Genomic DNA, 22,041 nt, shown 5'->3' on the forward strand with positions numbered 1-22,041 from the left:
CCGGAGCCCGGGGCCGTACGACCGCGACGACGGTCCGCGGATCAGTCCTCGATGGACGTCATGACGTGCTTGATGCGGGTGTAGTCCTCGAAGCCGTACGCGGAGAGGTCCTTGCCGTAGCCGGACTTCTTGAACCCGCCGTGCGGCATCTCGGCGACCAGCGGGATGTGGGTGTTGATCCACACGCAGCCGAAGTCGAGGTTCTTGGACATGCGCATGGCGCGGGCGTGGTTCTGCGTCCAGACCGAGGAGGCGAGTGCGTACTCGACGCCGTTGGCGTACGTGACGGCCTGGTCCTCGTCGGTGAAGGACTGGACGGTGATGACGGGGCCGAAGACCTCGTTCTGGATGATCTCGTCGTCCTGCTTCAGGCCGGAGACGACGGTCGGGGCGTAGAAGTAGCCCTTGTCGCCGACCCGTCGGCCGCCCGCCTCGACCTTGGCGTGGGCGGGGAGCCGCTCGATGAAGCCGCTGACCTGCTTCAGCTGGTTGGCGTTGTTGAGCGGGCCGTACGCCACGTCCTCGTCGTCCGGCTGCCCGGTCTTCGTGTCGGCGGCGGCCTTGGCGAGCGCGGTGACGAACTCGTCGTGGATCGACTCGTGGACCAGGACGCGGGTGGCGGCCGTACAGTCCTGGCCCGCGTTGAAGAAGCCCGCCTCGGAGACGCCCGAGACCGTCTTGGCGATGTCGGCGTCCTCGAAGACCACGACGGGCGCCTTGCCGCCGAGCTCCAGGTGGACGCGCTTGACGTCCTTGGCGGCGGACTCGGCGACCTGCATGCCGGCCCGTACCGAACCGGTGATGGAGGCCATCGCCGGGGTCGGGTGCTCGACCATGGCGCGGCCGGTGTCCCGGTCGCCGCACAGGACGTTGAAGACGCCCTTGGGCAGGATCTGCCCGATGATCTCGGCCATGAGGACCGTCGACGCCGGGGTGGTGTCGGACGGCTTGATGACGACCGTGTTGCCCGCGGCGAGCGCCGGGGCGAACTTCCATACGGCCATCATCATCGGGTAGTTCCACGGCGCGACCTGGGCGCAGACGCCGACCGGCTCGCGGCGGATGATGGAGGTCAGGCCCTCCATGTACTCGCCGGCCGAGCGGCCCTCCAGCAGCCGGGCGGCCCCCGCGAAGAAGCGGATCTGGTCCACCATGGGCGGGATCTCTTCGCTGCGGGTGAGGCCGATCGGCTTGCCGGTGTTCTCCGACTCGGCGGCGATCAGGTCCTCGGCCCGCTCCTCGAAGGCGTCCGCGATCTTGAGCAGGGCCTTCTGGCGCTCGGCGGGCGTGGTGTCGCGCCAGGCGGGGAAGGCCGCCGCTGCGGCCTCCATGGCGGCATCGACGTCGGCCTGGCCCGAGAGCGGCGAGGTTGCGTAGACCTCTTCCGTCACCGGGCTGACCACATCGATGGTCCGCCCGTCCGCGGCGTCCCGGAACTCTCCGTTGATGTAGTTGCGCAGACGGCGCACCTCGGTGGTCACAACCACCCCTCCTGTCGGCTGTCCGATGGGTGAGACATCCACCCTAATCGCTTGGGCGACGCTTTCGACATACCCAACCGCCCCCAACTTCGGATTCAGTCGGTTCTGAGCACCTACTCAACGAATTTCATCGCTCCGGGGTTGCGAGACAGACGAGGAGCGGTGCATGGTGGGTGCGTGGCCAGTCGCAGCGCAGACTCCAGGACAGGGAACGGATCACCGTCGGCGGTCGATGCCGTCTCCCTCGCAATCATCGAGCAGCTCCAGGAGGACGGACGGCGTCCGTACGCCGCGATCGGCAAGGCCGTGGGCCTCTCCGAAGCGGCTGTGCGCCAGCGCGTCCAGAAGCTGCTCGACCAGGGCGTGATGCAGATCGTCGCCGTCACGGACCCGCTCACCGTGGGATTCCGGCGCCAGGCGATGGTCGGCATCAATGTCGAGGGCGACCTCGATCCGGTGGCCGAAGCCCTGTCGGCCATGGCCGAGTGCGAGTACGTGGTCATGACCGCGGGCTCCTTCGACCTGATGGTGGAGATCGTCTGCGAGGACGACGACCACCTGCTGGAGACGATCAACAAACGCATCCGGACCCTTCCCGGCGTGCGCTCCACCGAGAGCTTCGTCTACCTGAAGCTCAAGAAGCAGACCTATATGTGGGGAACCCGATAGCCGTGAGCAAGGACCTCAGCCGAACCGCGTACGACCACCTGTGGATGCACTTCACCCGCATGTCGGACTACGAGAACGCGCCCGTTCCCACCATCGTGCGTGGCGAGGGAACGTACATCTTCGACGACAAGGGCAAGCGCTACCTGGACGGCCTCTCGGGCCTGTTCGTGGTCAACGCCGGTCACGGTCGTCACGAGCTCGCCGAGACGGCGTACAAGCAGGGCCAGGAGCTCGCCTTCTTCCCGGTGTGGTCCTACGCCCACCCGAAGGCCGTCGAGCTGGCCGAGCGGCTCGCCGACTACGCCCCGGGCGACCTCAACAAGGTCTTCTTCACCACCGGTGGCGGCGAGGCCGTCGAGACCGCCTGGAAGCTGGCCAAGCAGTACTTCAAGCTCAAGGGCCAGCCGACCAAGTACAAGGTCATCTCGCGTGCCGTCGCCTACCACGGCACCCCGCAGGGCGCGCTGTCCATCACCGGCCTCCCGGCCCTGAAGGCCCCCTTCGAGCCGCTGGTCCCCGGCGCGCACAAGGTGCCGAACACCAACATCTACCGCGCCCCGCTCTTCGGCGACGACCCGGAGGCCTTCGGCCGCTGGGCCGCCGACCAGATCGAGCAGGAGATCCTCTTCGAGGGCCCCGAGACCGTCGCGGCCGTCTTCCTGGAGCCCGTGCAGAACGCGGGCGGCTGCTTCCCGCCCCCGCCCGGCTATTTCCAGCGGGTCCGCGAGATCTGCGACAAGTACGACGTGCTGCTCGTCTCCGACGAGGTCATCTGCGCCTTCGGCCGGCTCGGCACGATCTTCGCCTGCGACAAGTTCGGCTACGTACCGGACATGATCACCTGCGCGAAGGGCATGACCTCGGGTTACTCCCCGATCGGCGCCTGCATCGTCTCGGACCGGATCGCGGAGCCGTTCTACCAGGGCGGCAACACCTTCCTGCACGGCTACACCTTCGGCGGCCACCCGGTCTCCGCGGCCGTGGGCCTCGCCAACCTCGACATCTTCGAGCGCGAGAACCTCAACCAGCACGTCCTCGACAACGAGAACGCCTTCCTGACCACGCTCCAGAAGCTGCACGACCTGCCGATCGTCGGCGACGTCCGCGGCAACGGGTACTTCTACGGCATCGAGCTGGTGAAGGACAAGGCGACCAAGGAGACGTTCACCGACGAGGAGACCGAGCGCGTCCTGTACGGCTTCCTCTCCAAGGCGCTGTTCGAGAACGGCCTCTACTGCCGGGCCGACGACCGAGGCGACCCGGTCATCCAGCTCGCCCCGCCGCTGATCTCCGACCAGTCCACGTTCGACGAGATCGAGGGCATCCTGCGGGCCGTCCTCACGGAGGCGTGGACGAAGCTCTGACCGCCACCAGGTCCCCCGGCCGATAGCCGCCCAGCGGTCATTTCATCGGTCCACGCGGCCCGGATACGCCCCTTCGAGTGAGAAGGGGCGTATCCGGGCCGCGTTCCGTGCTCCCGGACCGGTCCGACTATCTACGGTGCCCAGTGACCGATCGGCCGCGTCTTCGTTCCCCCGTACGGGGGACGGGAAATCCGACCTGAACCGAGGTGTACGCCATGGTGGCCCCGCCGGACAACGACGTGATCTGGGCGCGTTCACTGCACCACTCCCACAACGGATCGCCCGGTCTCGGCGGTGTCTCCATCGGCGTCCGGGACGCGGAGATCCTCGCCGTGACCGGCCCGCGCGGCAGCGGGAAGACGACGCTGCTGCACTGCCTCTCTGGCCGGCTCGTGCCCCAGGAGGGCGAGGTCTGGTTCAACAGTGTCCCGGTCCACACCATGGCCCCCCGGGTCCGCGAACAGCTGCGCCGGGAGCGCTTCGGCTGGATCTCCGCCGATCCCGAGCTGGTCCCGGAGCTGACCGTCTGGGAGAACACCGCGCTGCCCCTGCTGCTGCGCGGCGTCTCGCACCGGGCCGCCAGGAAGTCCGCCACCGAGTGGCTGGAGCGCCTCGACATCGCCGCGTTCGCCAAGAAGCGGCCGCACGCCCTGCTCCAGGCGCAGCGCCAGCGGATCTCCGTGGCCCGCGCCCTGTGCGGCGCACCGACCGTGATCTTCGCGGACGAGCCCACCGCGACCCTGCACCGCGCGGACCGCGCCCAGGTGCTGCGCACCTTCACCACGGCGGCCCGCTCGCACGGCATCACCGTCGTGCTGGCCACCCATGACGCGGAGGTCGCGGCGCTCGCCGACCGGACCGTGCCCATGCTGGACGGCCGCTGCGTCGCCACCGTCACCCTGCCTTCGAAACCGGAAGCGGAGGGCCGCGCGGCGTGCTCGCTCTCCGTCTAGCCCGCGGCTCCCATCCCCTCGTCCTGGTCCGGCGGCTGCTGGTGGCCGCCGCGTCGGCCGGTGTCGGATTCCTTCTCCTCTGCGCCCTCGGGTACGCCGCCGCGCACCCCGCGTCCGCCGGTTCGGTGCTGCGGCTGCTGTGGTGCTTCGTCCCGCTGGCCGCCACCGTGCAGTTCGCCGTGGCGGTGGCCCGGACCGACCCGAGCACCCGGCCCCGTCCCGGCCTCTCCTCGCTGGGCCTCGGCCCTGTCCGGCTGTCGGCGCTGGCCGCGGTCTCCACGGCCGTATCGACCACGCTCGGCTCGATGGTGGCGCTGCTCTTCTTCCTGCATCTGCGCGGCGATCTGACCGGGATGCCGTTCGACGGGGGCGCGGCGGAGTTCCTCGGCGCGGGCACTCCGCTGCCGCTGGCCGCCGCCCTGATGCTGCTGGCGCTCGTGCCGGTGGCCGCGTCGACGGCGAGCGCGCTGGCCCTGCGGTCGCGGCCCGACCCGGCGCGGGACACCTTCGGCTCCGAGGAGCTGCCGGAGCCCGCGCCGGCCCCGGCCGGTCTCCCCTGGGGCGTGGCGCTGACGGCGGCCGGACTCGCGGTCGAGGCGATCGCCTCCCGGGGTGCGGCGGGGAACGCGTTCCCCCTGCCCGGACGGTACGACTCCACCCCGGTGGCGGTGCTGGTCGGGTGGACGCTGACCGCGGTCGGCCTGGCGATGGCCGGGCCGAGCCTGACGTATCTGTGCGGCCGGGCGCTTCAGGCGGTGCGCCCGGGGGCCGTACGGCTGCTGGCGGGCCGGGTCCTGATGGACGAGGCGCGCCGCATCGGCCGCCCGCTCGGCATCGTCTGCGCGGTGGTGTCCGCCGCGGTCGCCGCTTCGGCGCTGTACGGGGGCGACGACCGCCCGTACGGTCCGCTCACCGCTCTCGGCGCGGTGCTGGTCCTCGGCTGTACGACGGCGACGCTGCTGACCTCGGCGCTGGAGGCCAAGCACGCCCGGGCCCATACGGCCGAGGCGCTCCTCAGGATGGGCGCTCCGGCGGCCACGCTGCGCCGGGCGACGCTGCTGCGGGCGGGCGCGCTGCTGGCCCTGTTCGCCCCGCTGACCTGGGTGATCGCGCAGCTCGCGGCGCTTCCGCTGGCGTAGGTCAGGGGTGGGTGGCGAGGCGGTCCGCGAGTGCGTCGAAGAAAGCCTCCCAGCCGTCCTCGGCCGCCGCGTACTGCTCGGGGGTGAGGTTCCCGCCGCGCTGCTGGAAGGCCAGTTCGGTCCGGCCGCCCCCGAGGTCGCTGAAGGTGACGGTCACCATCTCGCCCTCGGCGTCCTCGGGGGCGGAGCCGTCCTTCAGCGTGAAGACCAGCCCGTCGGGTTCGCTGACCTCACGGTAGACCCCGTGGAAGGGCATCTCGACGCCCGGCATCACGATGACCAGACTCCACGAGCCCCCGGGCCGTACGTCCATCGCCACCCGGTCCAGGGGGACGTCCGCCTCGCCCCCGTACCAGGCGGCGAAGTCCTCCGGTGACGTCCAGGCGGCGAAGACCCGCTGCTGCGGGGCCTCGAGGACGCGGGTGAGGTCGATGCCCTCGCGGGTGCCACCGGTCATGGTTCACGGTCCTTGTCACTGTCACTGTCACTGTCGGTGCCGTACGGCGTACGGCTACGCGGTCCGGACCTCCAGCTTGCCGGGCCCGGGGCGCACTGTCGCGGCGTACGGCACGCGCGCTCCGGCTTCACGGTCAGGGCCGCAGCAGTCCGGCGAGGGTCGCGTACGCGCTCTCCCACCCCCACTCCTCGCGGACCCAGGCCCGCCCCTTCTCCCCCATCGCCGCGGCCGCCACCCGGTCCCGCAGCAGCGTGACGAGCCGGTCCGCGACGGCGGCCGTGTCCCGTCCGTCGACCAGATACCCGGTCTCCCCGTCCCGTACGGTGCCCGGCGCACCGCCCGAGGCGCCGACGAGGACCGGCAGCCCGGCGGCCGCCGCTTCCAGGAAGACGATGCCGAGCCCTTCCACCTCCAGGCCGCATCTGCGGGTGCGGCAGGGCATGGCGAAGACGTCGGCGGCCGCGTAGTGCTCCGGCATCTCCGGGTGCGGGCGTCCGCCGGCGAGGACCACCGCGTCCGCGACCCCGGTGTCGGCGGCGAGCCGGTGCAGGGTCCGGGCGCAGGGTCCGTCGCCGGTCAGCAGGAGTACGGCGTCGGGCACCGAGCGCAGGACGGTGGGAAGGGCGCGGATCAGGGTGTCCTGCCCCTTGCGCGGGACGAGTCGCGCCGCGCACAGGATCACCGGCCGCGCGCCGAGCCCGTACCGCTCGCGGACACCGCCGGCAGGAGTCTGTACGCCGTCGCGCGCTCCCGGCCGTACGGCGAACGCCTCCGCGTCCACGCCCGGTGCCAGCCGCACCATGCGGCGGGCGGCGGCCGGACCCAGCGCGGCGGCGATGGGCGTACGGGTCGCCTCGCCGAGGTAGGTCACCGCGTCCGTACGCTCCCCGATCCGCCGCAGCAGGGCCCGGGCGCCCGGGGTGCGGGCCCACCACACCTCGTGCCCGTGCGTCGTGGCGACGGCCCGCCTCACCCCGCTCTCCCGGCGCAGCCGGTCCGCCATCAGTCCGAGCGGGGCGGCGGCCCCGAACCAGACGCTGCCGCAGCCGTGGCGGCGGGCGAGTTCGGCGGCGCGGGCGGTGACGCGGGGGACGGGGAGCAGCATCCGGGCCGGATCGCGCACCACGGGGTAGGGCAGGGCCGCGTCGTGGGCGGTCGCCCCGGGTTCGGCGGAGGTGTAGACGACGACGGAGTCCGCGGGGAAGCGGTCGGTCATCGCCCGGACGAAAGTCTCGATACCGCCCTGGCGCGGCGGGAAGTCGTTGGTGACCACGAGGGTGCGGCGGCCGGTCATCGGGACACCTGCTTCCGTACGCGGAGGAGCCAGGGGTGGCCGGGTGTCTCCCGCACCGCCGCCCACACCGCGAGGACCAGCGGGTGCACCAGATAGCCGAACCGGCTCGCGGGCATGAACGCGATGGCCAGGAGCAGCCCGAGCGCGAGCCTCGCCGCCGCGTTCGCCGTGGTCGCCGGGGGCCGGACGAGGAGGGAGAGGGCGATGAGGAGGGCGCTCACCCCGAGCAGCAGGAGGGCGAGCGTGCGGCCGCCGGGGACATGGGTGGCCAGCAGATGGCCGGGGAGCGGGCTCGCGGCGGACGAGACCGCGTCGGTCAGCCCGAGCGGGAAGTCGACGACATGGGCCCGGAAGGCCCCCGGGTCGCGCAGCGCGGCGGGCAGGACGAGGGCAGCGGCGGTGAGCAGGGCGACGAGCCCGCAGCGCGCGGCGGCGCGGTCTGCCGGGCGGCGGCCCTCCCCGCGATCCGCCGGGCGGCCCGCCGATCGGGAGGTCGCCGCCAGCAGAGCCAGGGCCACCGGAATCGCGGGCCAGGCCGTCCACTTGAGGGCGGCAGCCGCGCCGAGCACCAGTCCGGCCGCGCCCGCTCGTCCCTGCCCGGCGAGGGCGAGGCCGAGGCACATCAGCCCGGCCACCGGCAGATCGACGCCCCCGACCGCGAGCGGCAGCGCGACCAGCGGGCAGGCGGCGATCCACCGCAGCGGTGCGCTCCGGGACCCCGCCGGGAGGGCGAGCGCGAACGCGCCGAGGAACGCAGCGCCCATCCACAGCCGTGGGTCGGTGAGCGGACCGGGCCCGGCCACGGCCTCCGGCAGGCCGAAGACGGCCATGCCCGGGAGGTACGGGTTGAAGTCCTCCGGCACCACGGGATGTTGGAGGTACGGCGTCCCCTCGGCGAGCAGCAGCCCGGCCGACCGTGCGACCACCCGCACCTCCAACTGCGCCCGGTCCACGGCGAGAAGCCACAGCAGGGGCAGCAGCACCGCCCCGGTGACGGCGACCGCGCCTGCGGTACGGGGGCTCCGCCCGCGCGAGGCGAGCAGGGCGGCCGCCAGGTAGCCGAGCCCGGCGGCCGTTCCCCAGACGCGGTGCGGGCCGAGCGAGGAGCAGCCGACGAGCACCAGCGCGGCGGCCGCGCACAGCGCCCACCAGAGGGCGTCGACAGGGGGCGGCGAGGGCTTTCGGCGCTGGTCGGAAGGGGGGAGGGGCGTCGTCGTGGCCATGGATCCGAGGCTAGGACCGGGCCGTTCACGGATCGTCACACCACCGTCCGGTCCTCGGGGTCAACCCGTGGCATGAGCCGGCACCGGGAATTCCACCCGTACTCCGATGCGCCGGACACCGGCGGTGACGAAGAATCTCCGTATGACGCGCACCATCACGCCGGACCGCCCGGCCGCCGCCCCCGAAGCCCCGCCGCCGGACCGTGGGCTGCGGCGACGGCTGCGGCACTGGGCGGCGGCGGCCCCCTCGTACGCCTGGCTGACGGCGGCGGGGCTGACGCTCTTCGCGGTGGTGGAGCTGGCCCTCGTACCGGGTTCGGCGATCACGGCGTTCGGGGTGGTGGTCTGTACGGCCTCGCTGGCGCTGCGGGCGACCTGGCCCGCCGTCGGGTTCCTGACCGTGGGCGCGGCCCTGCTGAGCTTCGCGACCGACGGCAACATGGCGTACGCGACCATCGCCGGCTCCCTCATCGGCTGCTTCACCCTGGGGCGGCACCGGGTGCAGCACCCGGCGATCCTCGTGCTGGCCGGTTCGCTGGCGGCGCTGACGGTCAACCTGGTGCACATCGACCGGTGGGCCCGGGACGGCTCCCCCGGGCTGCCCGCGCTCCAGGGGACCGACCGGTTCAGCCTGGGGCTGTACGCCGAGACGCTGGTGCTGACGGTGATGATCCTGGGTGCGGTGAGCACGGGGGACGCGGTGCGGGCGCGCGAGGAGACCCGGCACACCCGGGCGGCCGCCCAGTCGCGGCTGCTGGAGATGGAGCGGCGGCAGGCGGCCGAGGCGGAACGGGCCGCGATAGCGCGGGAGTTGCACGACATGATCGCCCACTCGGTGTCGGTGATCGCGGTCCGGGCCGAGAGCGCCACGTACACGACTCCGGACCTCTCGCCTCCGGCGCGGGACGCCTTCCAGGAGATCGCGGGCACCGCACGTTCCTCGATGGCGGAGCTGCGGCGGCTGCTCGGGGTGCTGCGGACGGGCGACGACACCTCACGGGCCCCGCTCACCGCCCCGCAGCCCTCGCTGGCCGGTCTCGACGAACTCCTCGGCCAGCACCGGACGGTGGGCGGCACTGCCGAGCTGCGGATCAGCGGTGAGCAGGTCCCGCTGCCCTCGTCCTGGGAACTGTCGGCGTACCGCATCGTCCAGGAAGCCCTGACGAACACCCGACGGCACGCCCCGGGTGCGCATTCGGTCGTAGAACTGCACTACGGGCCGCGCCTGTTGTCGGTCCGCGTGAGCGATGACGGGCCGGGCCCCGATCCGTCCGGCTCCACCGGGCGGGCGGGGCACGGGCTGGTGGGCATGGCCGAACGGGCCTCCCTGCTCGGCGGGGCGCTCACCACCGGCCGGGGTCCGGGCGGCGGCTTTCTCGTGGAGGCGGAGCTGCCGTGGTGATCCGGGTGCTGGTGGCCGACGACCAGGCCGTCGTCCGGACGGCTTTCTCCGGCCTGCTGAACACGCAGGACGACATCGAGGTGGTCGGGGAGGCGGAGGACGGCGAACAGGCCGTGCTCGGCGCGGCCGAACTGCGGCCCGATGTGGCCCTGTTGGACATCCGGATGCCCCGCCTCGGCGGTATCGACGCGGCGCGCGAGATCGTCGCGGCGTCGCACGGGGCGACCAGGGCGCTGATGCTGACGACGTTCGGCCTGGACGAGTACGTGTACGACGCTCTCACCGCCGGAGCCAGCGGCTTCCTCCTGAAGGACGCGACCTTTCCCGAACTGCTGCACGCGGTACGGGTGGTGGCGGGCGGCCACGCCCTGCTGGCCCCCGAGATCACCGGGCGGCTCATCGCGGAGTTCGCGCGGCAGCGGGTCAGCGCTCCGCCGAAGCGCTCGATCGACGGGCTGACCGCACGCGAGGCCGAGGTCCTCGTCCTCATCGCCCGGGGTCTGTCCAACGCGGACATCGCCGACCGGCTGACCATCACCGACCACACGGTGAAGACCCACATCAACCGGCTGTTCGCGAAGATGGGGCTGCGGGACCGGGCGCAGGCGGTGATCCTGGCGTACGAACTGGGTCTGGTGGTGGCGGGGAACTCAGGCCCCTGAAGGCACCCCGGCCCCTGCCAGCACCACCGTCTCCGCCGCGTCGAAGCGGACGCCCACGGCCGCGCCCTCGTCCGGAGTGTCCCGCAGGGCGCATTCGGCCTCCAGCACCGGCGCGTTCTCGGGCAGCAGCCGTACGGTCACGTGGTTCCCCCGGAAGGTGCGGACGCCGACCGTGCATCGCAGGCCGTCCTCGGGAGCGCCGATCCGGACTCCGGCGGGCCGGACCAGCAGATCGACCTCGCCCTGCGGGGAGCCCTCGGGCACCGGGACCTTGCCCCAGGCGGTGGCGGCGGCCTGTCCGGTGACCGTGGCGGGGGTGACGTTGTCGAAGCCGAGGAACCGGGCGACGAACGCGGAGGCGGGGCGCTGCCAGACGTCCAGCGGAGTGCCCTCCTGCGCGATCCGGCCGTCCCGCATCACGACGACCCGGTCGGCGAGCGCGAACGCCTCGCCCTGGTCGTGCGTGACGGCCAGCACGGTCGTCCCCAACTCCTGGAAGAGCGTGCGGAGTTCCACGACGAGCCGTTCACGCAGGCTCCGGTCGAGCTGGCCGAGGGGCTCGTCGAGCATCAGCAGCTTCGGGCGCGGGGCGAGCGCGCGGGCCAGGGCGACGCGCTGCTGTTCGCCGCCGGAGAGCGCGGCGACGGCCCGGCGTTCCGCGCCCGGCAGACCGACCAGCTCCAGGAGTTCGCGGACCCGGGCGTTCGTCCCGGCCCGTCCGACGCCGTGCATGCGCAGCCCGAAGGCGACGTTGGAGCCGACGTCCCGGTGCGGGAAGAGCTGGTGGTCCTGGAACATCAGGCCGAGCCCGCGCCGGTGCACCGGGACGCCCGCCTGGTCCTGTCCGGCCAGCAGCACCCGGCCGCCGTCCATGGGCTGGAGCCCGGCGACGGCCCGGAGCAGGGTGGACTTGCCGCTGCCGCTGGGCCCCAGGACACAGACGATCCGGTGGTCGGCGACCTCCAGGTCCACGGCGTCGAGCGCGGCCCGCTCCCCGAACCGTACGGTGGCTTCCCGCAAGCTCAGCATGTCGTTCAGAACTCCCCGGATCGGTCGGTGCGGATGCGCTCCAGGAGCAGCAGCGACACCGCGCACACCAGCATCAGAATCGTGCTCAGGGCCATCGCCTGCCCGTAGTTGAGCTCCCCCGACCGGCCCAGCAGCCGGGCCACGGCGACCGGCAGGGTCGGGTTGTCGGGCCGCGCGATGAAGACCGTCGCGCCGAACTCCCCGAGGGAGACGGCGAAGGCGAAGCCCGCCGCGACCAGCACCGCCCGTCGCACCAGCGGCAGGTCGACCTCCCGCCAGGCCCGCAGCGGTGATGCCCCGAGCACGGCGGCGGCCTCCCGCAGCCGGTCGTCGACGGCCCGCAGGACGGGCAGCATGGTCCGTACGACGAAGGGGACGCCGACCAGCGCCTGGGCCAGCGGGACCAGGATCCAGGAGGTCCGCAGGTCGAGCGGCGGCTTGTCCAGGGTGATCAGGAAGCCGAAGCCGACGGTCACGGCGGACACCCCGAGCGGCAGCATCAGCAGGGCGTCGAAGCCGCGGACCAGCCGCCCGGCCCGCCGGGTCAGGGCCGCCGCCGCGAGCCCGCCGATGACGAGGGCGATGAGCGTCGCGACGAGCGCGTACCGCAGGGAGTTGCCGACGGCCTCCAGCGGGGGCACCAGGAACGTGGAGGAGCCGCCCGCCCCGACCGACTGGAGGGCCTCGTAGTAGCCGAAGCCGTAACCGCCGGGCCCGTCTGCTCCGTCGAGGGATCGCTCCACCAGCACACCGAGCGGCAGCAGGATCAGCAGCAGCGCGGTGAGCAGAACGCCGCCGAGCAACGCCCACTGTCCCGCGCCACGCGGCCTCCGCGAGGTCTGCGCCGGGTCGACCAGCTTCAGCGCCCGTTCCCGGCGGCGTACGGTCGCGGCGTGCACGGCGAGGATTCCGCCGACCGCGGCGAACTGCACCAGGGTCAGCACAGCGGCGGTCGGCAGGTCCAGCAGTTGCGCGGTCTGCCGGTAGATCTCCACCTCCAGGGTGGAGTACGCCGGTCCGCCGAGGATCTGCACGACGCCGAAGGAGGTGAACGTGAAGAGGAAGACCATCAGCGCGGCGGCGGCCACGGCCGGGGCGAGCGCGGGCAGTGTCACCCGGCGGAACGCGGCGAACCGTCCGGCCCCCAGCACCCGGGCGGCCTCCTCCTGGCGCGGGTCGAGCTGGGACCAGAGCCCGCCCACCGTGCGGACGACCACGGCGTAGTTGAAGAAGACGTGGGCCAGCAGGATCGCCCACACGGTGGTGTCGAGCCGGACGCCCCACAGCTCGTCGAGGAGCCCGCCGCGCCCGAGCAGCGCCAGGAACGCGGTGCCGACGACGACGGTGGGCAGCACGAACGGCACGGTGACGACCGCCCGCAGCACCTGTTTGCCCGGGAAGTCGAAGCGGGCGAAGACGTACGCCCCGGGCAGGGCGATCAGCAGGGTGAGCGCGGTCGAGGCGAGGGCCTGCCAGGTGGTGAACCAGAGGACGTCGAGGATGTCCGCGCGGCTCAGCACCTCGCCGATCCGCCCGAACTGCCAGGCGCCCTCCGCCTTGAGCCCGCGGCCGACGATGGCGGTCACGGGATAGGCGAAGAACAGCGCGAAGAACGCGACGGGCACGGCCATCAGGCCGAGCCGCACCGCGGCTCCGCGCCGCCCGGACCGCCGCCCGGACCCGCTGCCGGCGGGCCGGGCGGCTTCCTTCTTCGGCTCTACTTCAGGACCAGCGACTGCCACGACTGGATCCACTGCTCACGGTTGGCGGCGATCTTCTCGGGCGTGACGGTGGGAGGCGTGTCGACCTTCTCGCCGTGCTTCGTGAACAGCTCCGGCAGCTCGGCGTCCTTGACGACCGGGTTGACGAACATGTTCAGCGGCATGTCCTCCTGGAACGTCTTGCTGATCATGAAGTCCAGCAGCGCCTTGCCGCCCGCCTCGTTCTTCGCCCCGGTCAGCAGCCCGGCGTACTCGGTCTGCCGGAAGCAGGTGCCGGTGGCGACCCCGGTGGGGGCCTCCTTCGGCTGGGGGTCGGCGTAGAGCACCTCGACGGGCGGGCTGGAGGCGTAGGAGACGACGAGCGGCCGGTCGGCCTTGGCCTTCTTGCCGCCGGCGGAGCCGGAGAACTCCTCGTTGTACGCCTGCTCCCAGCCGTCGACGACCTTGACGCCGTTGGCCTTCAGCTTCTTCCAGTACGCCTCGTAGCCGTCCTCGCCCTCGGCGGCGATGGTGCCGAGGAGGAAGCCGAGACCGGGCGAGGAACTGGCCGCGTTCTCCGTGACGAGAAGGTTCTTGTACGCGGGCTTCAGCAGGTCCGCGAAGGTCTTCGGCGGGGCGAGCTTCTTGTCGGCGAAGTACTTCTTGTCGTAGTTGACGCAGATGTCACCGGTGTCGACGGGCGTGACGCGGTGCTTCTCGTCCGTCTGCGTGTCCGGCGCGACGCGGTCCAGGCCCTTGGCCTCGTACGCGGTGAAGAGACCGTTGTCGAGGGCGCGGGAGAGCAGGGTGTTGTCGACGCCGAAGAAGACATCGCCGCGCGGGGAGCCCTTGGTCAGGATCTCCTGGTTGAGCGCGGCTCCGGCGTCGCCGCTCTTGAGGGTCTTGACCGTGTAGCCGGTCTCCTTCGTGAACGCCTTCAGCACGTCGTCCGAGACGTTGAAGGAGTCGTGGCTGACCAGGGTCACGGTCTTGGAACCGCTGCCCTTGGACGCCCCGGAGCCCGCGGAGCCGTCGTCGCTGCCGCAGCCGGCGAGCACGGTGACGCCGAGCGCCGCCGCGAGCGCGGTCGCCGCGTACTTCGTGGTGGTGTTCATGTGATTCCTCCTGGAGGTGACCAGGAAGAGACGCGGCCCCACCCGCTGTCCGGCGAACCGGAAGCGGGCAGGGCGCAACAGCTTGAGTAAGGTCCGAACTTCCTACCCGGAATGACCCGGGCGAGGTTCAGAGGGTCTGCGGCCAACCTGTCCTTGGTGCCGCACTCTCAGCGCTGTGGCGCTCCCCTGTCGGAATATGAAGTTGATTTCGGCCCAGGCTACACCGGTGGTTTCCGGCCGGACCGGAGAGGCCCGGGAGTCGCGGGCGCCCGGAGACCGCCCGCCCGGGAACCTCCTAGCGCTCGGAGGCCGCCAGCTGACCGCAGGCCCCGTCGATCTCCTGACCGCGGGTGTCCCGGACGGTGACCGGCACGCCGTGGGCCGCGATGGCCTCGACGAACGCCTTCTCGTCCTCGGGGCGCGAGGCGGTCCACTTGGAGCCGGGCGTGGGGTTCAGCGGGATCAGGTTGACGTGCACCCGCTTGCCCTTGAGAAGCCGGCCGAGCAGGTCGCCGCGCCAGGCCTGGTCGTTGATGTCGCGGATCAGGGCGTACTCGATGGAGATCCGGCGGCCGGACTTCTCCGCGTACTCCCAGGCGGCGTCCAGGACCTCGCGGACCTTCCACCGGGTGTTGACGGGGACCAGGGTGTCGCGCAGCTCGTCGTCCGGGGCGTGCAGCGAGACGGCGAGGCGGCACTTGAAGCCCTCGTCGGCGAAGCGCAGCATGGCCGGGACGAGGCCCACGGTGGAGACGGTGATCCCGCGCTGGGAGAGACCGAGGCCGTCCGGCTCGGGGTCGGTGAGCCGGCGGATGGCGCCGACGACCCGCTTGTAGTTGGCGAGCGGCTCGCCCATGCCCATGAAGACGATGTTGGACAGCCGGGCGGGACCGCCGGGCACCTCACCGTCGCGCAGGGCGCGCATGCCGTCGACGATCTGGTGCACGATCTCGGCGGTCGACAGATTGCGGTCGAGGCCGGCCTGCCCGGTGGCGCAGAAGGGGCAGTTCATCCCGCAGCCGGCCTGCGAGGAGATGCACATCGTGACGCGGTCCGGATAGCGCATCAGGACGGACTCGACGAGCGTCCCGTCGTGCAGCTTCCACAGGGTCTTACGGGTGGTGTCGTCGTCGCAGCTGATGTGCCGGATCACGGACATCAGCTCGGGGAACAGCGCCTCGGCGAGCTTCTCCCGCGACGCGGCCGGGATGTTGGTCCACTCGGCCGGGTCGTGCGCGTACCGCGCGAAGTAGTGCTGCGAGAGCTGCTGGGCGCGGAACGGCTTCTCGCCGGTCGCGGCGACCGCTTCCTTGCGCTCGGCGGGCGTGAGGTCGGCGAGGTGCCGCGGCGGCTTCTTGGCTCCGCGGGGCGCGACGAAAGTGAGTTCTCCGGGTGCAGGCATAACCCTTCTAGTGTCGCAGATCAACTCCGATGGCCCAGCCCAGAGCGGGGTGGGGGTGGTCACCTGTGGGTACCGACTGTCGGCGTTGGTCAGCCTCGTACGGCCCAGGGACGGCCCGGAGAAAGTTCTTCCAAGCAGTCCTCGTGCTGTAGGACTCCTAGGGCAGGATGACCTGGGACCAGCCCTGACGTCCCCTCCACTTGAGGATCCGAGCCCATCGAACACATGAACGCCACACTGGAGAAAACTTTCGAACTCTTCGCTCGAAGCATCAGCTTGAGCCAACATCAGCTTGATGTTGCGCTAGAGCGCGCCAAAGAGATTTGCCAATTCCTTTCACAAGACACTGCGGTTCAAGAGTGCAAAATTACCGGCTCCATGGCTCGCTCAACCGCGATTCAAAAATATTCCGACGTGGACATCGTCGCCACACTGAACAAGCCCTCACCTACGACAATCACTCCCGAGTCCCTCACATCAAGCCTATTGAACATCCTGAAGCCCACCTATCAGGAAGCTGGCATCTCAGAAAACACGGTTCGCATCAGCTTTAACCGTGGTCCCGAGGTAGACGTAATTCCCGCCATCCCCGATGCCACCAACCCTACCGGTGGGCCGACCTACAAGATCCCGTCGGCCGACCGAACCGAATGGAACACTTACGCCCCCGAGGAGCGCAATCAAAAGATAAACCGAAAGGGCGAACTACTGGGGGACAACTTCACCCAGCTTATTAAGATAGTCAAGTGGTGGAGTAAAGAACATGGACAGCCCATCGCATCGTACGAAATCGAAAATATTGCATCGTCTACCTTCCCTTGTCAAATTCCGTCTATCACGCGCGCAATAGTTGAATTCTTCGAAAATGCGGAATCTTCATCCACGAAGCGCCAAAGCAGCCACTCCGCCTTGATCTCGAAAGCGCGAATCATTGCCAATAGAGCCCTTCAGTGCGAGCAGCAAGGAGACACGCGAGGGGCTCTCAATCACTGGGGGATTTTGCTAGGTGACCAGTTCGCAGGCGTCGTCTCACGAAATCATCGCACTGGCTAATGCGCAGCTTGAGAAAGCAGCGACAGGCTACAAGGCGAGCAGGTGGCTCCAGGTAGCAACCTTTGTCCTGAGTGTCACATCGGTCTTCATCACGAATCCGCTAACCTATATCCCTGCCCTCATCGCTTTGGGCGTCCAGGTGTCATCTTGGGTTACGCGAAACAGGGCGGCTAAATGCCACTCGGCTGGCGAGGAGGGACGAATCCGCGGGCTCCTGCTCGATGCTCTCGGCACAATCGAAGAGCGGGTCGACCTCAATAACTGGTTTGGCCGCGTAACTCCACCTGCAGGAGAAACGCACCCCGCCCCCGTTCCGTCGGACTATTTCGCTAGCACCGCCCCCCTCGGCATGAAGCGACTCTGTGATCACCTCCAAGAAAACGCCTTCTGGGGGAAGCAGCTATATAAATCGACTGCAGAATATTACGGACGCATGCTGTGGGTATTTTCCACTGTCTCTGTCGGAGTTATCCTTATCGCTATCCCAATAACCTCCGATGAGAACGATATTATTCTGGCGCGCTTGATCGTCGTCGCCCTGGCATCTGGAGCAGCATTTACGCAGCTGACTGAAGTCATGGCGTGGAGATCAGCGGAATCAAAGAGCGAGATTCTTGACCGACGTCTCGATTCGCTCGCAACCTTCACCGAGGAAGAACTGTCCACGTCACAAATTGGCACAGTTTTGTCAGCCTATGGTGACTACTGTATTGCCACCTCGGGAGCACCACCGGTTCCGAGCTGGGTCTATCTGCGTCAGAAGGACCGTGTGAATGCCCTCTGGGCGAGGAGGGGAACCAGCTGAAGGTCGGCGGAGCGGCTTTGGGCTGGAGCTGCTTTGGGGCGAGTGATCATGGCCCCGTAAGCTTCCGGCGCGTCGGGCAGTCTGTGGACCTGCCCGTTAAAGCACGACGTTGGGGCCATGATCTTCGAGGCTCGCCCCAAAGTGGCTGCCTAAAGCCGTGGAGCCGACCGCCCCAGCCACAGAGGGTGTCTCCCCCCCCTTCATGCCCGCAGCCGCCGAGCGCGCCGCCGGGCGCGGCCAGCCGGGGCGGAGACAGGAGGCAGGCCGCGCCGCAGAGGCGGCGCGCGCCCGCGCCGCGCGCGGGCCTTGATGAAGTAGGGAAAGTCTTACCGCACTCTGATCTGCAACCGCTCGAACGTGGGCTGTCGACTCTCTGCTCGGCTCGGCTACCGTTCCATCCATGCCTTCTGCACTGGACACACCCCAGGGAGCGGCCGAACTCGCCGAGTCCCTGCTTCCTCCGCTCGGAAACCGTTGGCTGCACACTCAGGCCGTGGCCAATCGGGCTCGCGAGGCCTCGGCGGCTGTGTCCGGAGCTGACCGGGATCTCCTCGTCGCAGCCGCATGGCTCCATGACATCGGCTACGCGCCCGAGCTGCGTGACACCGGGTTCCATCCCCTCGATGGTGCTCGGCACCTCGAATCGCTGGGTGCGCCGGCGCGCCTGGTGCGGCTGGTCGCTCATCACTCGGGAGCCGTGTACGAGGCGGAGCAGCGCGAGCTCTCGGCAGAGCTGGCCGTCTACGAGCGGGAAGACTCGCCGGTCCTGGACGCCCTGATCTTTGCCGACATGACGACCGGCCCCGCCGGGCAGTCCTTCGACTTCGACGTCCGGATCGACGAAATCCTTGTTCGATACGAGCCGGGCAGCGAGGTGCACAACGCGATCAGCAAGGCGCGGCCCTACCTTCGGGGCGCTGTCGAACGGACCCGCGACCGCATGGCTCATCACCCGATGTAAGGCTCCGCCCGGTCGGCCAGGCCGTGCTCGATCCGCATGCGCATCGATGGGTGGATGTTCAGCTGGTCCAGCTTGCTCGGGTCGACGAAGGCCACTTCCTTGCTCTCGCTGCTTGTCCGCAGCTCGCCGCCGGTGATGCGGGCGTGGAAGCAGATGGAGAACTGTTGACGGACCTCGCCGTCGTCGTACGCCATGACGTGCTCGGGGTTGGTGTAGATGCCGACGAGGCCGGTCACCTCCACGTCGAAGCCAGTTTCTTCCTTCGTCTCGCGTACGGCTGCGCCGGGCGCTGACTCGCCCAGGTCGATGCCACCTCCGGGCAGGGCCCAGAGGTCGTTGTCGGTCTTGTGGATCAGCAGGACTTCCCCGGCCTCATTGCGGGCCACGGCGGTCACGGAGGGAACAAGGCTGTTCGCCTTCGGGGCATTGGGATCGTTGAAGTAGTCAACACGGGCCATGTGTTCAGCGTTGCACGTCCGGGGCCCGCTATGCCTCCCGGCCCCGCTCCCATGCGTAGTCGAAGCTCCGCAGGTAGTGCCGGAAGGTCCGCGCTCCGGGGAGGTACCGGAAGTGCATCACCGGGTTCTGGCCGGCGGGAGCTCCGAGTACGTGCGGGTTCACGAGAACGTCCTCGTCGAACCGGTAGATCGAGTTGTAGAGGATCGTGTCGTGCAGCCGGACTTCGACCCCGGGCGTCGACATGGCGGGCTCTAGGTAGCGGCGGGTGATCCGGGCACGTGCGGCCAGATCGCCGCCGATGCCCTCCTCTTCGCCACGCTGGCGGACCGCTTCGGAGTCGGGATCGCCGAGCAGGATACGGACCTGGGCTCCCGCCTTCGCCTTCTCGGCCAGTTGGTCGGGCAGGTCCGGATTGCCGTCGAAGAGGAACAGTCCGGCGTACACGAGGATGTCGACCTGGTCCGTCGCCTTCTCGATCAGGGATGACCAGAGCGGGGCGGGCACCGCGCCACGGTGCGGGTAGTACGTGATCAGCTCGGAGGTGCTGGCCTTCTCCGCCTGCTTCTCCACGGACGGCCAGATGTAGACCTCATCGGCTCCGAGGAGGCTCGCCGCCTTCCAGCGGTGCCCGCGGTGCGGAGTGCGGCCGGTGGTGATCCACCGCTCGACGCTCTTGGGATCCACTCCGACGTGCTCGGCAACGGACTGGATCGTCTCGCCCTTCGCCGAAATTGCCGCGCGCAGACGCTCATTCGCCATGACGTGCCCTCCACCGGGACCACTAGGGACGTTTTGACGATAACTCAGACGTCCCCAAACGTCCATACGGACGGTGATGCGTCCACCCTCTCCTGCGGTCTCCTGATCTCACCGACGGGATGTCGGTCAACACCACACCGATTGAGGAGACAAGACGATGCGTCAGATCCCCGTGGACACCGCGAACGCCACCGTGATGGTCGCCAAGGCTCCGCAGCCGAAGATCAAGGACCGCCGTACCGGTGAGATCGCCCTCGACAAGGACGGCGTGACCCTCATGACCGTGGAGGTCATGTTCTCTACCCCGGACGAGGTCGAGATCCTCAAGCTCACCGTTCCGCAGCCGGGCGTCTCCGAGGACCTGGCCATGGGCACCCCGGTCGCGCTGACGGGCCTCGTCGCCTCGGCGTGGGAGAACGAGTTCAACGGTCAGAAGCGCCACGGCATCGCCTTCCGCGCGGTCGCCGTGACCTCGCTGGCCGCTGCTGCCTCGAAGCCGAAGGCTGCCTGATCATGACCTGGTTCACGGTCGCTCTAGTGCTGGTCGTCGCCGCTGCGGGTCTCCTGCGGTGGCGGCGCCCCGCCTGGTACTGGCTGACCTTCGGGGTCACCCTCGCCTCGCTGCGGGTCCTGGTCCGCTACGCCTCGGTCATGGACGCCTGCGGGCTGACCGTCCCGCCTGCCCGCTGGCGTCTGGCCCTGGCCCGGATGGCGAACCGGGAGGTCCCGCAGTCCCGGCCTCCGCGGATCCTGCGGATACGGCCCACCCGCACCGGCCTGGTCCTCCGCCTGGGCCTGCGCCCCGGACAGGACGCCTTCGACGTCGCGGCGTCCGCCGACCGGCTTCGCCACTCCTTCGCGCTGTACGGCGTCACTTCACGTGAGCTGCGCTCGGGCGTGGTCGAGGTACGGATGACCGGCTACGACGTGCTCAGGCGAGTGCAGATGCCGGCCAAAACCGACGCCCGCCCGATGCGGGTCCCGGTCGCCCTGCGCGAGGACGGATCGGTGCACTACCGCGACTACCGGACCGTCCCGCACGGCCTCACCCTCGGCGCCACGGAATCAGGGAAGTCCGTCTACCAGCGCAACCTGGTCGCCGGTCTGGCTTCGCTGGATGTCGCGTTGGTGGGCATCGACTGCAAGCAAGGGGTGGAACTCTTCCCGCTGGCACGCCGGTTCTCCGCGCTCGCCGACAACCCTGACACCGCCCTCGCCCTGCTCGAAGCGCTCGTCACGCACATGGAGGACGTCTACCAGCTGATCCGCGCCAACCAACGGATCACGGTGAACGTCCCGGATGCGGAGATCGCCGCCGACATCTGGGACCTGCCCGACGACCTGCGCCCGGTCCCGGTCGTTGTCCTGGTCGACGAGGTCGCCGAACTCGCCCTCTTCGCTTCGAAGGACGACGAGAAACGACGCGACCGCATCATCACCGCCCTGGTCCGCCTCGCCCAGCTCGGCCGCGCCGCCGGCATATACCTCGAAATCTGCGGACAGCGCTTCGGCTCCGAACTCGGCAAGGGCATCACCATGCTCCGCGCCCAGCTCACCGGCCGCACCGCACACCGCGTCAACGACGAATCCTCCGCCAACATGGCCTTCGGCGACATCGCCCCGGACGCCGTCCTCGCCGCCATCCAGATCCCCACCGACACCCCCGGCATCGCCGTTACGGGCGACGCCTCCGGCGGCTGGTCCCGCATCCGCGCCCCGCACACCTCGCTGCGCGAGGCTGTGAACATCTGCAACAAGCACGCTGAGCGCACCCCGGAACTGCCCGCCCTGGCAGCCTTCCGCCCCGCCGTCGCCCCGCTGCCCCCGGCCCGCGTGCCGCTATCCAAGACGGCTCCCGCTACGGCCTGACCCCTCCCTCGCTTCCTCGGTCGGCGCGACCGCCTTCGCGCCAGGTCCATACCCGAGCCATGCCCGAAACGGAGTGACCCCCGTGAGCCTGAACCCGTGCCCCGAGCACTCCCCGCTCCCGTGCCCGGTCGATCCGCTGGAATCCGCCCTGCTGTCCGCCTGGAGCAACTCCCCGGACGTCATGGACGAGTACCGCGACGAGGAATCCGAAGACGCCTCCGACTCCGGCCAGGACCAGTGACGTG

Annotated in this window: 22 protein-coding genes; 12 read left to right on the forward strand and 10 right to left on the reverse strand. The window is 70.0% G+C overall.

Annotated elements, in window-relative coordinates:
- Positions 1–41: 41 nt before the first annotated feature.
- The gene (locus IE134_RS27995; RefSeq protein WP_030715693.1) at positions 42–1,481 is read right to left on the reverse strand and encodes a gamma-aminobutyraldehyde dehydrogenase; all 1,440 of its coding nucleotides are present in this window, start codon (positions 1,479–1,481) and stop codon (positions 42–44) included.
- Between the two features lie 177 nt (positions 1,482–1,658).
- Between IE134_RS27995 and IE134_RS28000 the strand changes: the two genes are divergently transcribed.
- The 4 genes from IE134_RS28000 to IE134_RS28015 all read left to right on the forward strand — a co-directional run bounded on the left by IE134_RS28000 (position 1,659) and on the right by IE134_RS28015 (position 5,606).
- The gene (locus IE134_RS28000; protein ID WP_006127933.1) at positions 1,659–2,150 is read left to right on the forward strand and encodes an Lrp/AsnC family transcriptional regulator; all 492 of its coding nucleotides are present in this window, start codon (positions 1,659–1,661) and stop codon (positions 2,148–2,150) included.
- On the forward strand, positions 2,135–3,514 hold the full coding sequence (locus tag IE134_RS28005; RefSeq protein ID WP_030715690.1) for an aspartate aminotransferase family protein: 1,380 nt from the start codon (positions 2,135–2,137) through the stop codon (positions 3,512–3,514). Before IE134_RS28000 ends, IE134_RS28005 begins: the two co-directional genes overlap by 16 nt.
- A gap of 215 nt (positions 3,515–3,729) precedes the next feature.
- Complete coding sequence (locus IE134_RS28010) at positions 3,730–4,467, forward strand: ABC transporter ATP-binding protein (protein WP_030715687.1); 738 nt, start codon at positions 3,730–3,732, stop codon at positions 4,465–4,467.
- Positions 4,449–5,606 carry a hypothetical protein gene (locus IE134_RS28015; RefSeq protein WP_030715677.1) on the forward strand — a complete coding sequence of 386 codons (1,158 nt, stop codon included), beginning with the start codon at positions 4,449–4,451 and terminating at the stop codon, positions 5,604–5,606. Before IE134_RS28010 ends, IE134_RS28015 begins: the two co-directional genes overlap by 19 nt.
- A gap of 1 nt (position 5,607) precedes the next feature.
- Here the strand turns inward: IE134_RS28015 and IE134_RS28020 are convergent, their stop codons facing one another.
- The 3 genes from IE134_RS28020 to IE134_RS28030 all read right to left on the reverse strand — a co-directional run bounded on the left by IE134_RS28020 (position 5,608) and on the right by IE134_RS28030 (position 8,580).
- The gene (locus tag IE134_RS28020) at positions 5,608–6,063 is read right to left on the reverse strand and encodes an SRPBCC family protein (RefSeq protein ID WP_030715674.1); all 456 of its coding nucleotides are present in this window, start codon (positions 6,061–6,063) and stop codon (positions 5,608–5,610) included.
- Positions 6,064–6,196: 133 nt separating this feature from the next.
- Positions 6,197–7,357: a glycosyltransferase family 4 protein gene (locus IE134_RS28025; RefSeq protein ID WP_098017244.1), complete on the reverse strand. Its 1,161-nt coding sequence runs from the start codon at positions 7,355–7,357 to the stop codon at positions 6,197–6,199.
- On the reverse strand, positions 7,354–8,580 hold the full coding sequence (locus IE134_RS28030; RefSeq protein WP_189432080.1) for a hypothetical protein: 1,227 nt from the start codon (positions 8,578–8,580) through the stop codon (positions 7,354–7,356). The genes IE134_RS28025 and IE134_RS28030 overlap by 4 nt, the downstream gene beginning before the upstream one ends.
- Positions 8,581–8,722: 142 nt before the next feature.
- Here IE134_RS28030 and IE134_RS28035 point away from each other — a divergent pair, with 142 nt between their 5' ends.
- The gene (locus IE134_RS28035; protein ID WP_098017242.1) at positions 8,723–9,982 is read left to right on the forward strand and encodes a sensor histidine kinase; all 1,260 of its coding nucleotides are present in this window, start codon (positions 8,723–8,725) and stop codon (positions 9,980–9,982) included.
- On the forward strand, positions 9,976–10,644 hold the full coding sequence (locus IE134_RS28040; protein ID WP_098017241.1) for a response regulator: 669 nt from the start codon (positions 9,976–9,978) through the stop codon (positions 10,642–10,644). The genes IE134_RS28035 and IE134_RS28040 overlap by 7 nt, the downstream gene beginning before the upstream one ends.
- On the opposite strand, the gene IE134_RS28045 is transcribed toward IE134_RS28040, so the two are convergent.
- The 4 genes from IE134_RS28045 to rlmN all read right to left on the reverse strand — a co-directional run bounded on the left by IE134_RS28045 (position 10,633) and on the right by rlmN (position 15,890).
- Positions 10,633–11,673, reverse strand: a complete 1,041-nt coding sequence (locus tag IE134_RS28045) for an ABC transporter ATP-binding protein (protein ID WP_098017240.1) — start codon at positions 11,671–11,673, stop codon at positions 10,633–10,635. The two genes, IE134_RS28040 and IE134_RS28045, sit on opposite strands and share 12 nt — an antisense overlap.
- Positions 11,674–11,678: 5 nt before the next feature.
- Positions 11,679–13,304 (reverse strand): ABC transporter permease, encoded by a 1,626-nt coding sequence (locus tag IE134_RS28050; protein WP_030715660.1) that lies wholly within the window; start codon positions 13,302–13,304, stop codon positions 11,679–11,681.
- A gap of 86 nt (positions 13,305–13,390) precedes the next feature.
- Entirely contained in the window at positions 13,391–14,488 is a 1,098-nt protein-coding gene (locus IE134_RS28055) for a thiamine ABC transporter substrate-binding protein (protein ID WP_098017239.1), read from the reverse strand.
- A 295-nt stretch (positions 14,489–14,783) separates the two neighbouring features.
- The gene (rlmN, locus tag IE134_RS28060; protein WP_097984292.1) at positions 14,784–15,890 is read right to left on the reverse strand and encodes a dual-specificity RNA methyltransferase RlmN; all 1,107 of its coding nucleotides are present in this window, start codon (positions 15,888–15,890) and stop codon (positions 14,784–14,786) included.
- 225 nt (positions 15,891–16,115) lie between these two features.
- Here rlmN and IE134_RS28065 point away from each other — a divergent pair, with 225 nt between their 5' ends.
- The 3 genes from IE134_RS28065 (at position 16,116) to IE134_RS28075 (ending at position 18,709) form a co-directional block, all read left to right on the forward strand.
- Entirely contained in the window at positions 16,116–16,943 is an 828-nt protein-coding gene (locus tag IE134_RS28065; protein WP_189432082.1) for an SMODS domain-containing nucleotidyltransferase, read from the forward strand.
- The gene (locus tag IE134_RS28070) at positions 16,897–17,748 is read left to right on the forward strand and encodes a hypothetical protein (RefSeq protein WP_189432084.1); all 852 of its coding nucleotides are present in this window, start codon (positions 16,897–16,899) and stop codon (positions 17,746–17,748) included. The genes IE134_RS28065 and IE134_RS28070 overlap by 47 nt, the downstream gene beginning before the upstream one ends.
- 400 nt (positions 17,749–18,148) lie before the next feature.
- Complete coding sequence (locus IE134_RS28075) at positions 18,149–18,709, forward strand: HDIG domain-containing metalloprotein (RefSeq protein WP_097984286.1); 561 nt, start codon at positions 18,149–18,151, stop codon at positions 18,707–18,709.
- Here the strand turns inward: IE134_RS28075 and IE134_RS28080 are convergent.
- Together IE134_RS28080 and IE134_RS28085 are read right to left on the reverse strand one after the other, a co-directional pair.
- Positions 18,697–19,167 carry an NUDIX hydrolase gene (locus IE134_RS28080; RefSeq protein WP_189432086.1) on the reverse strand — a complete coding sequence of 157 codons (471 nt, stop codon included), beginning with the start codon at positions 19,165–19,167 and terminating at the stop codon, positions 18,697–18,699. The genes IE134_RS28075 and IE134_RS28080 overlap by 13 nt on opposite strands.
- A gap of 28 nt (positions 19,168–19,195) precedes the next feature.
- On the reverse strand, positions 19,196–19,927 hold the full coding sequence (locus IE134_RS28085) for an XRE family transcriptional regulator (RefSeq protein WP_189432089.1): 732 nt from the start codon (positions 19,925–19,927) through the stop codon (positions 19,196–19,198).
- 157 nt (positions 19,928–20,084) lie between these two features.
- On the opposite strand from IE134_RS28085, the gene IE134_RS28090 reads away from it, so the two are divergent.
- The 3 genes from IE134_RS28090 to IE134_RS28100 all read left to right on the forward strand — a co-directional run bounded on the left by IE134_RS28090 (position 20,085) and on the right by IE134_RS28100 (position 22,037).
- Positions 20,085–20,438 carry an SCO3933 family regulatory protein gene (locus IE134_RS28090; RefSeq protein WP_097984278.1) on the forward strand — a complete coding sequence of 118 codons (354 nt, stop codon included), beginning with the start codon at positions 20,085–20,087 and terminating at the stop codon, positions 20,436–20,438.
- A gap of 2 nt (positions 20,439–20,440) precedes the next feature.
- Positions 20,441–21,796, forward strand: coding sequence for an FtsK/SpoIIIE domain-containing protein (locus IE134_RS28095; protein ID WP_189432091.1), 1,356 nt, complete (start codon positions 20,441–20,443; stop codon positions 21,794–21,796).
- 82 nt (positions 21,797–21,878) lie between these two features.
- Entirely contained in the window at positions 21,879–22,037 is a 159-nt protein-coding gene (locus IE134_RS28100) for a hypothetical protein (RefSeq protein WP_189432093.1), read from the forward strand.
- Positions 22,038–22,041 lie beyond the last annotated feature (4 nt).

It is taken from the genome of Streptomyces rubiginosohelvolus (genome assembly GCF_014649875.1).
Taxonomy (GTDB): Bacteria; Actinomycetota; Actinomycetes; order Streptomycetales; family Streptomycetaceae; genus Streptomyces; species Streptomyces rubiginosohelvolus.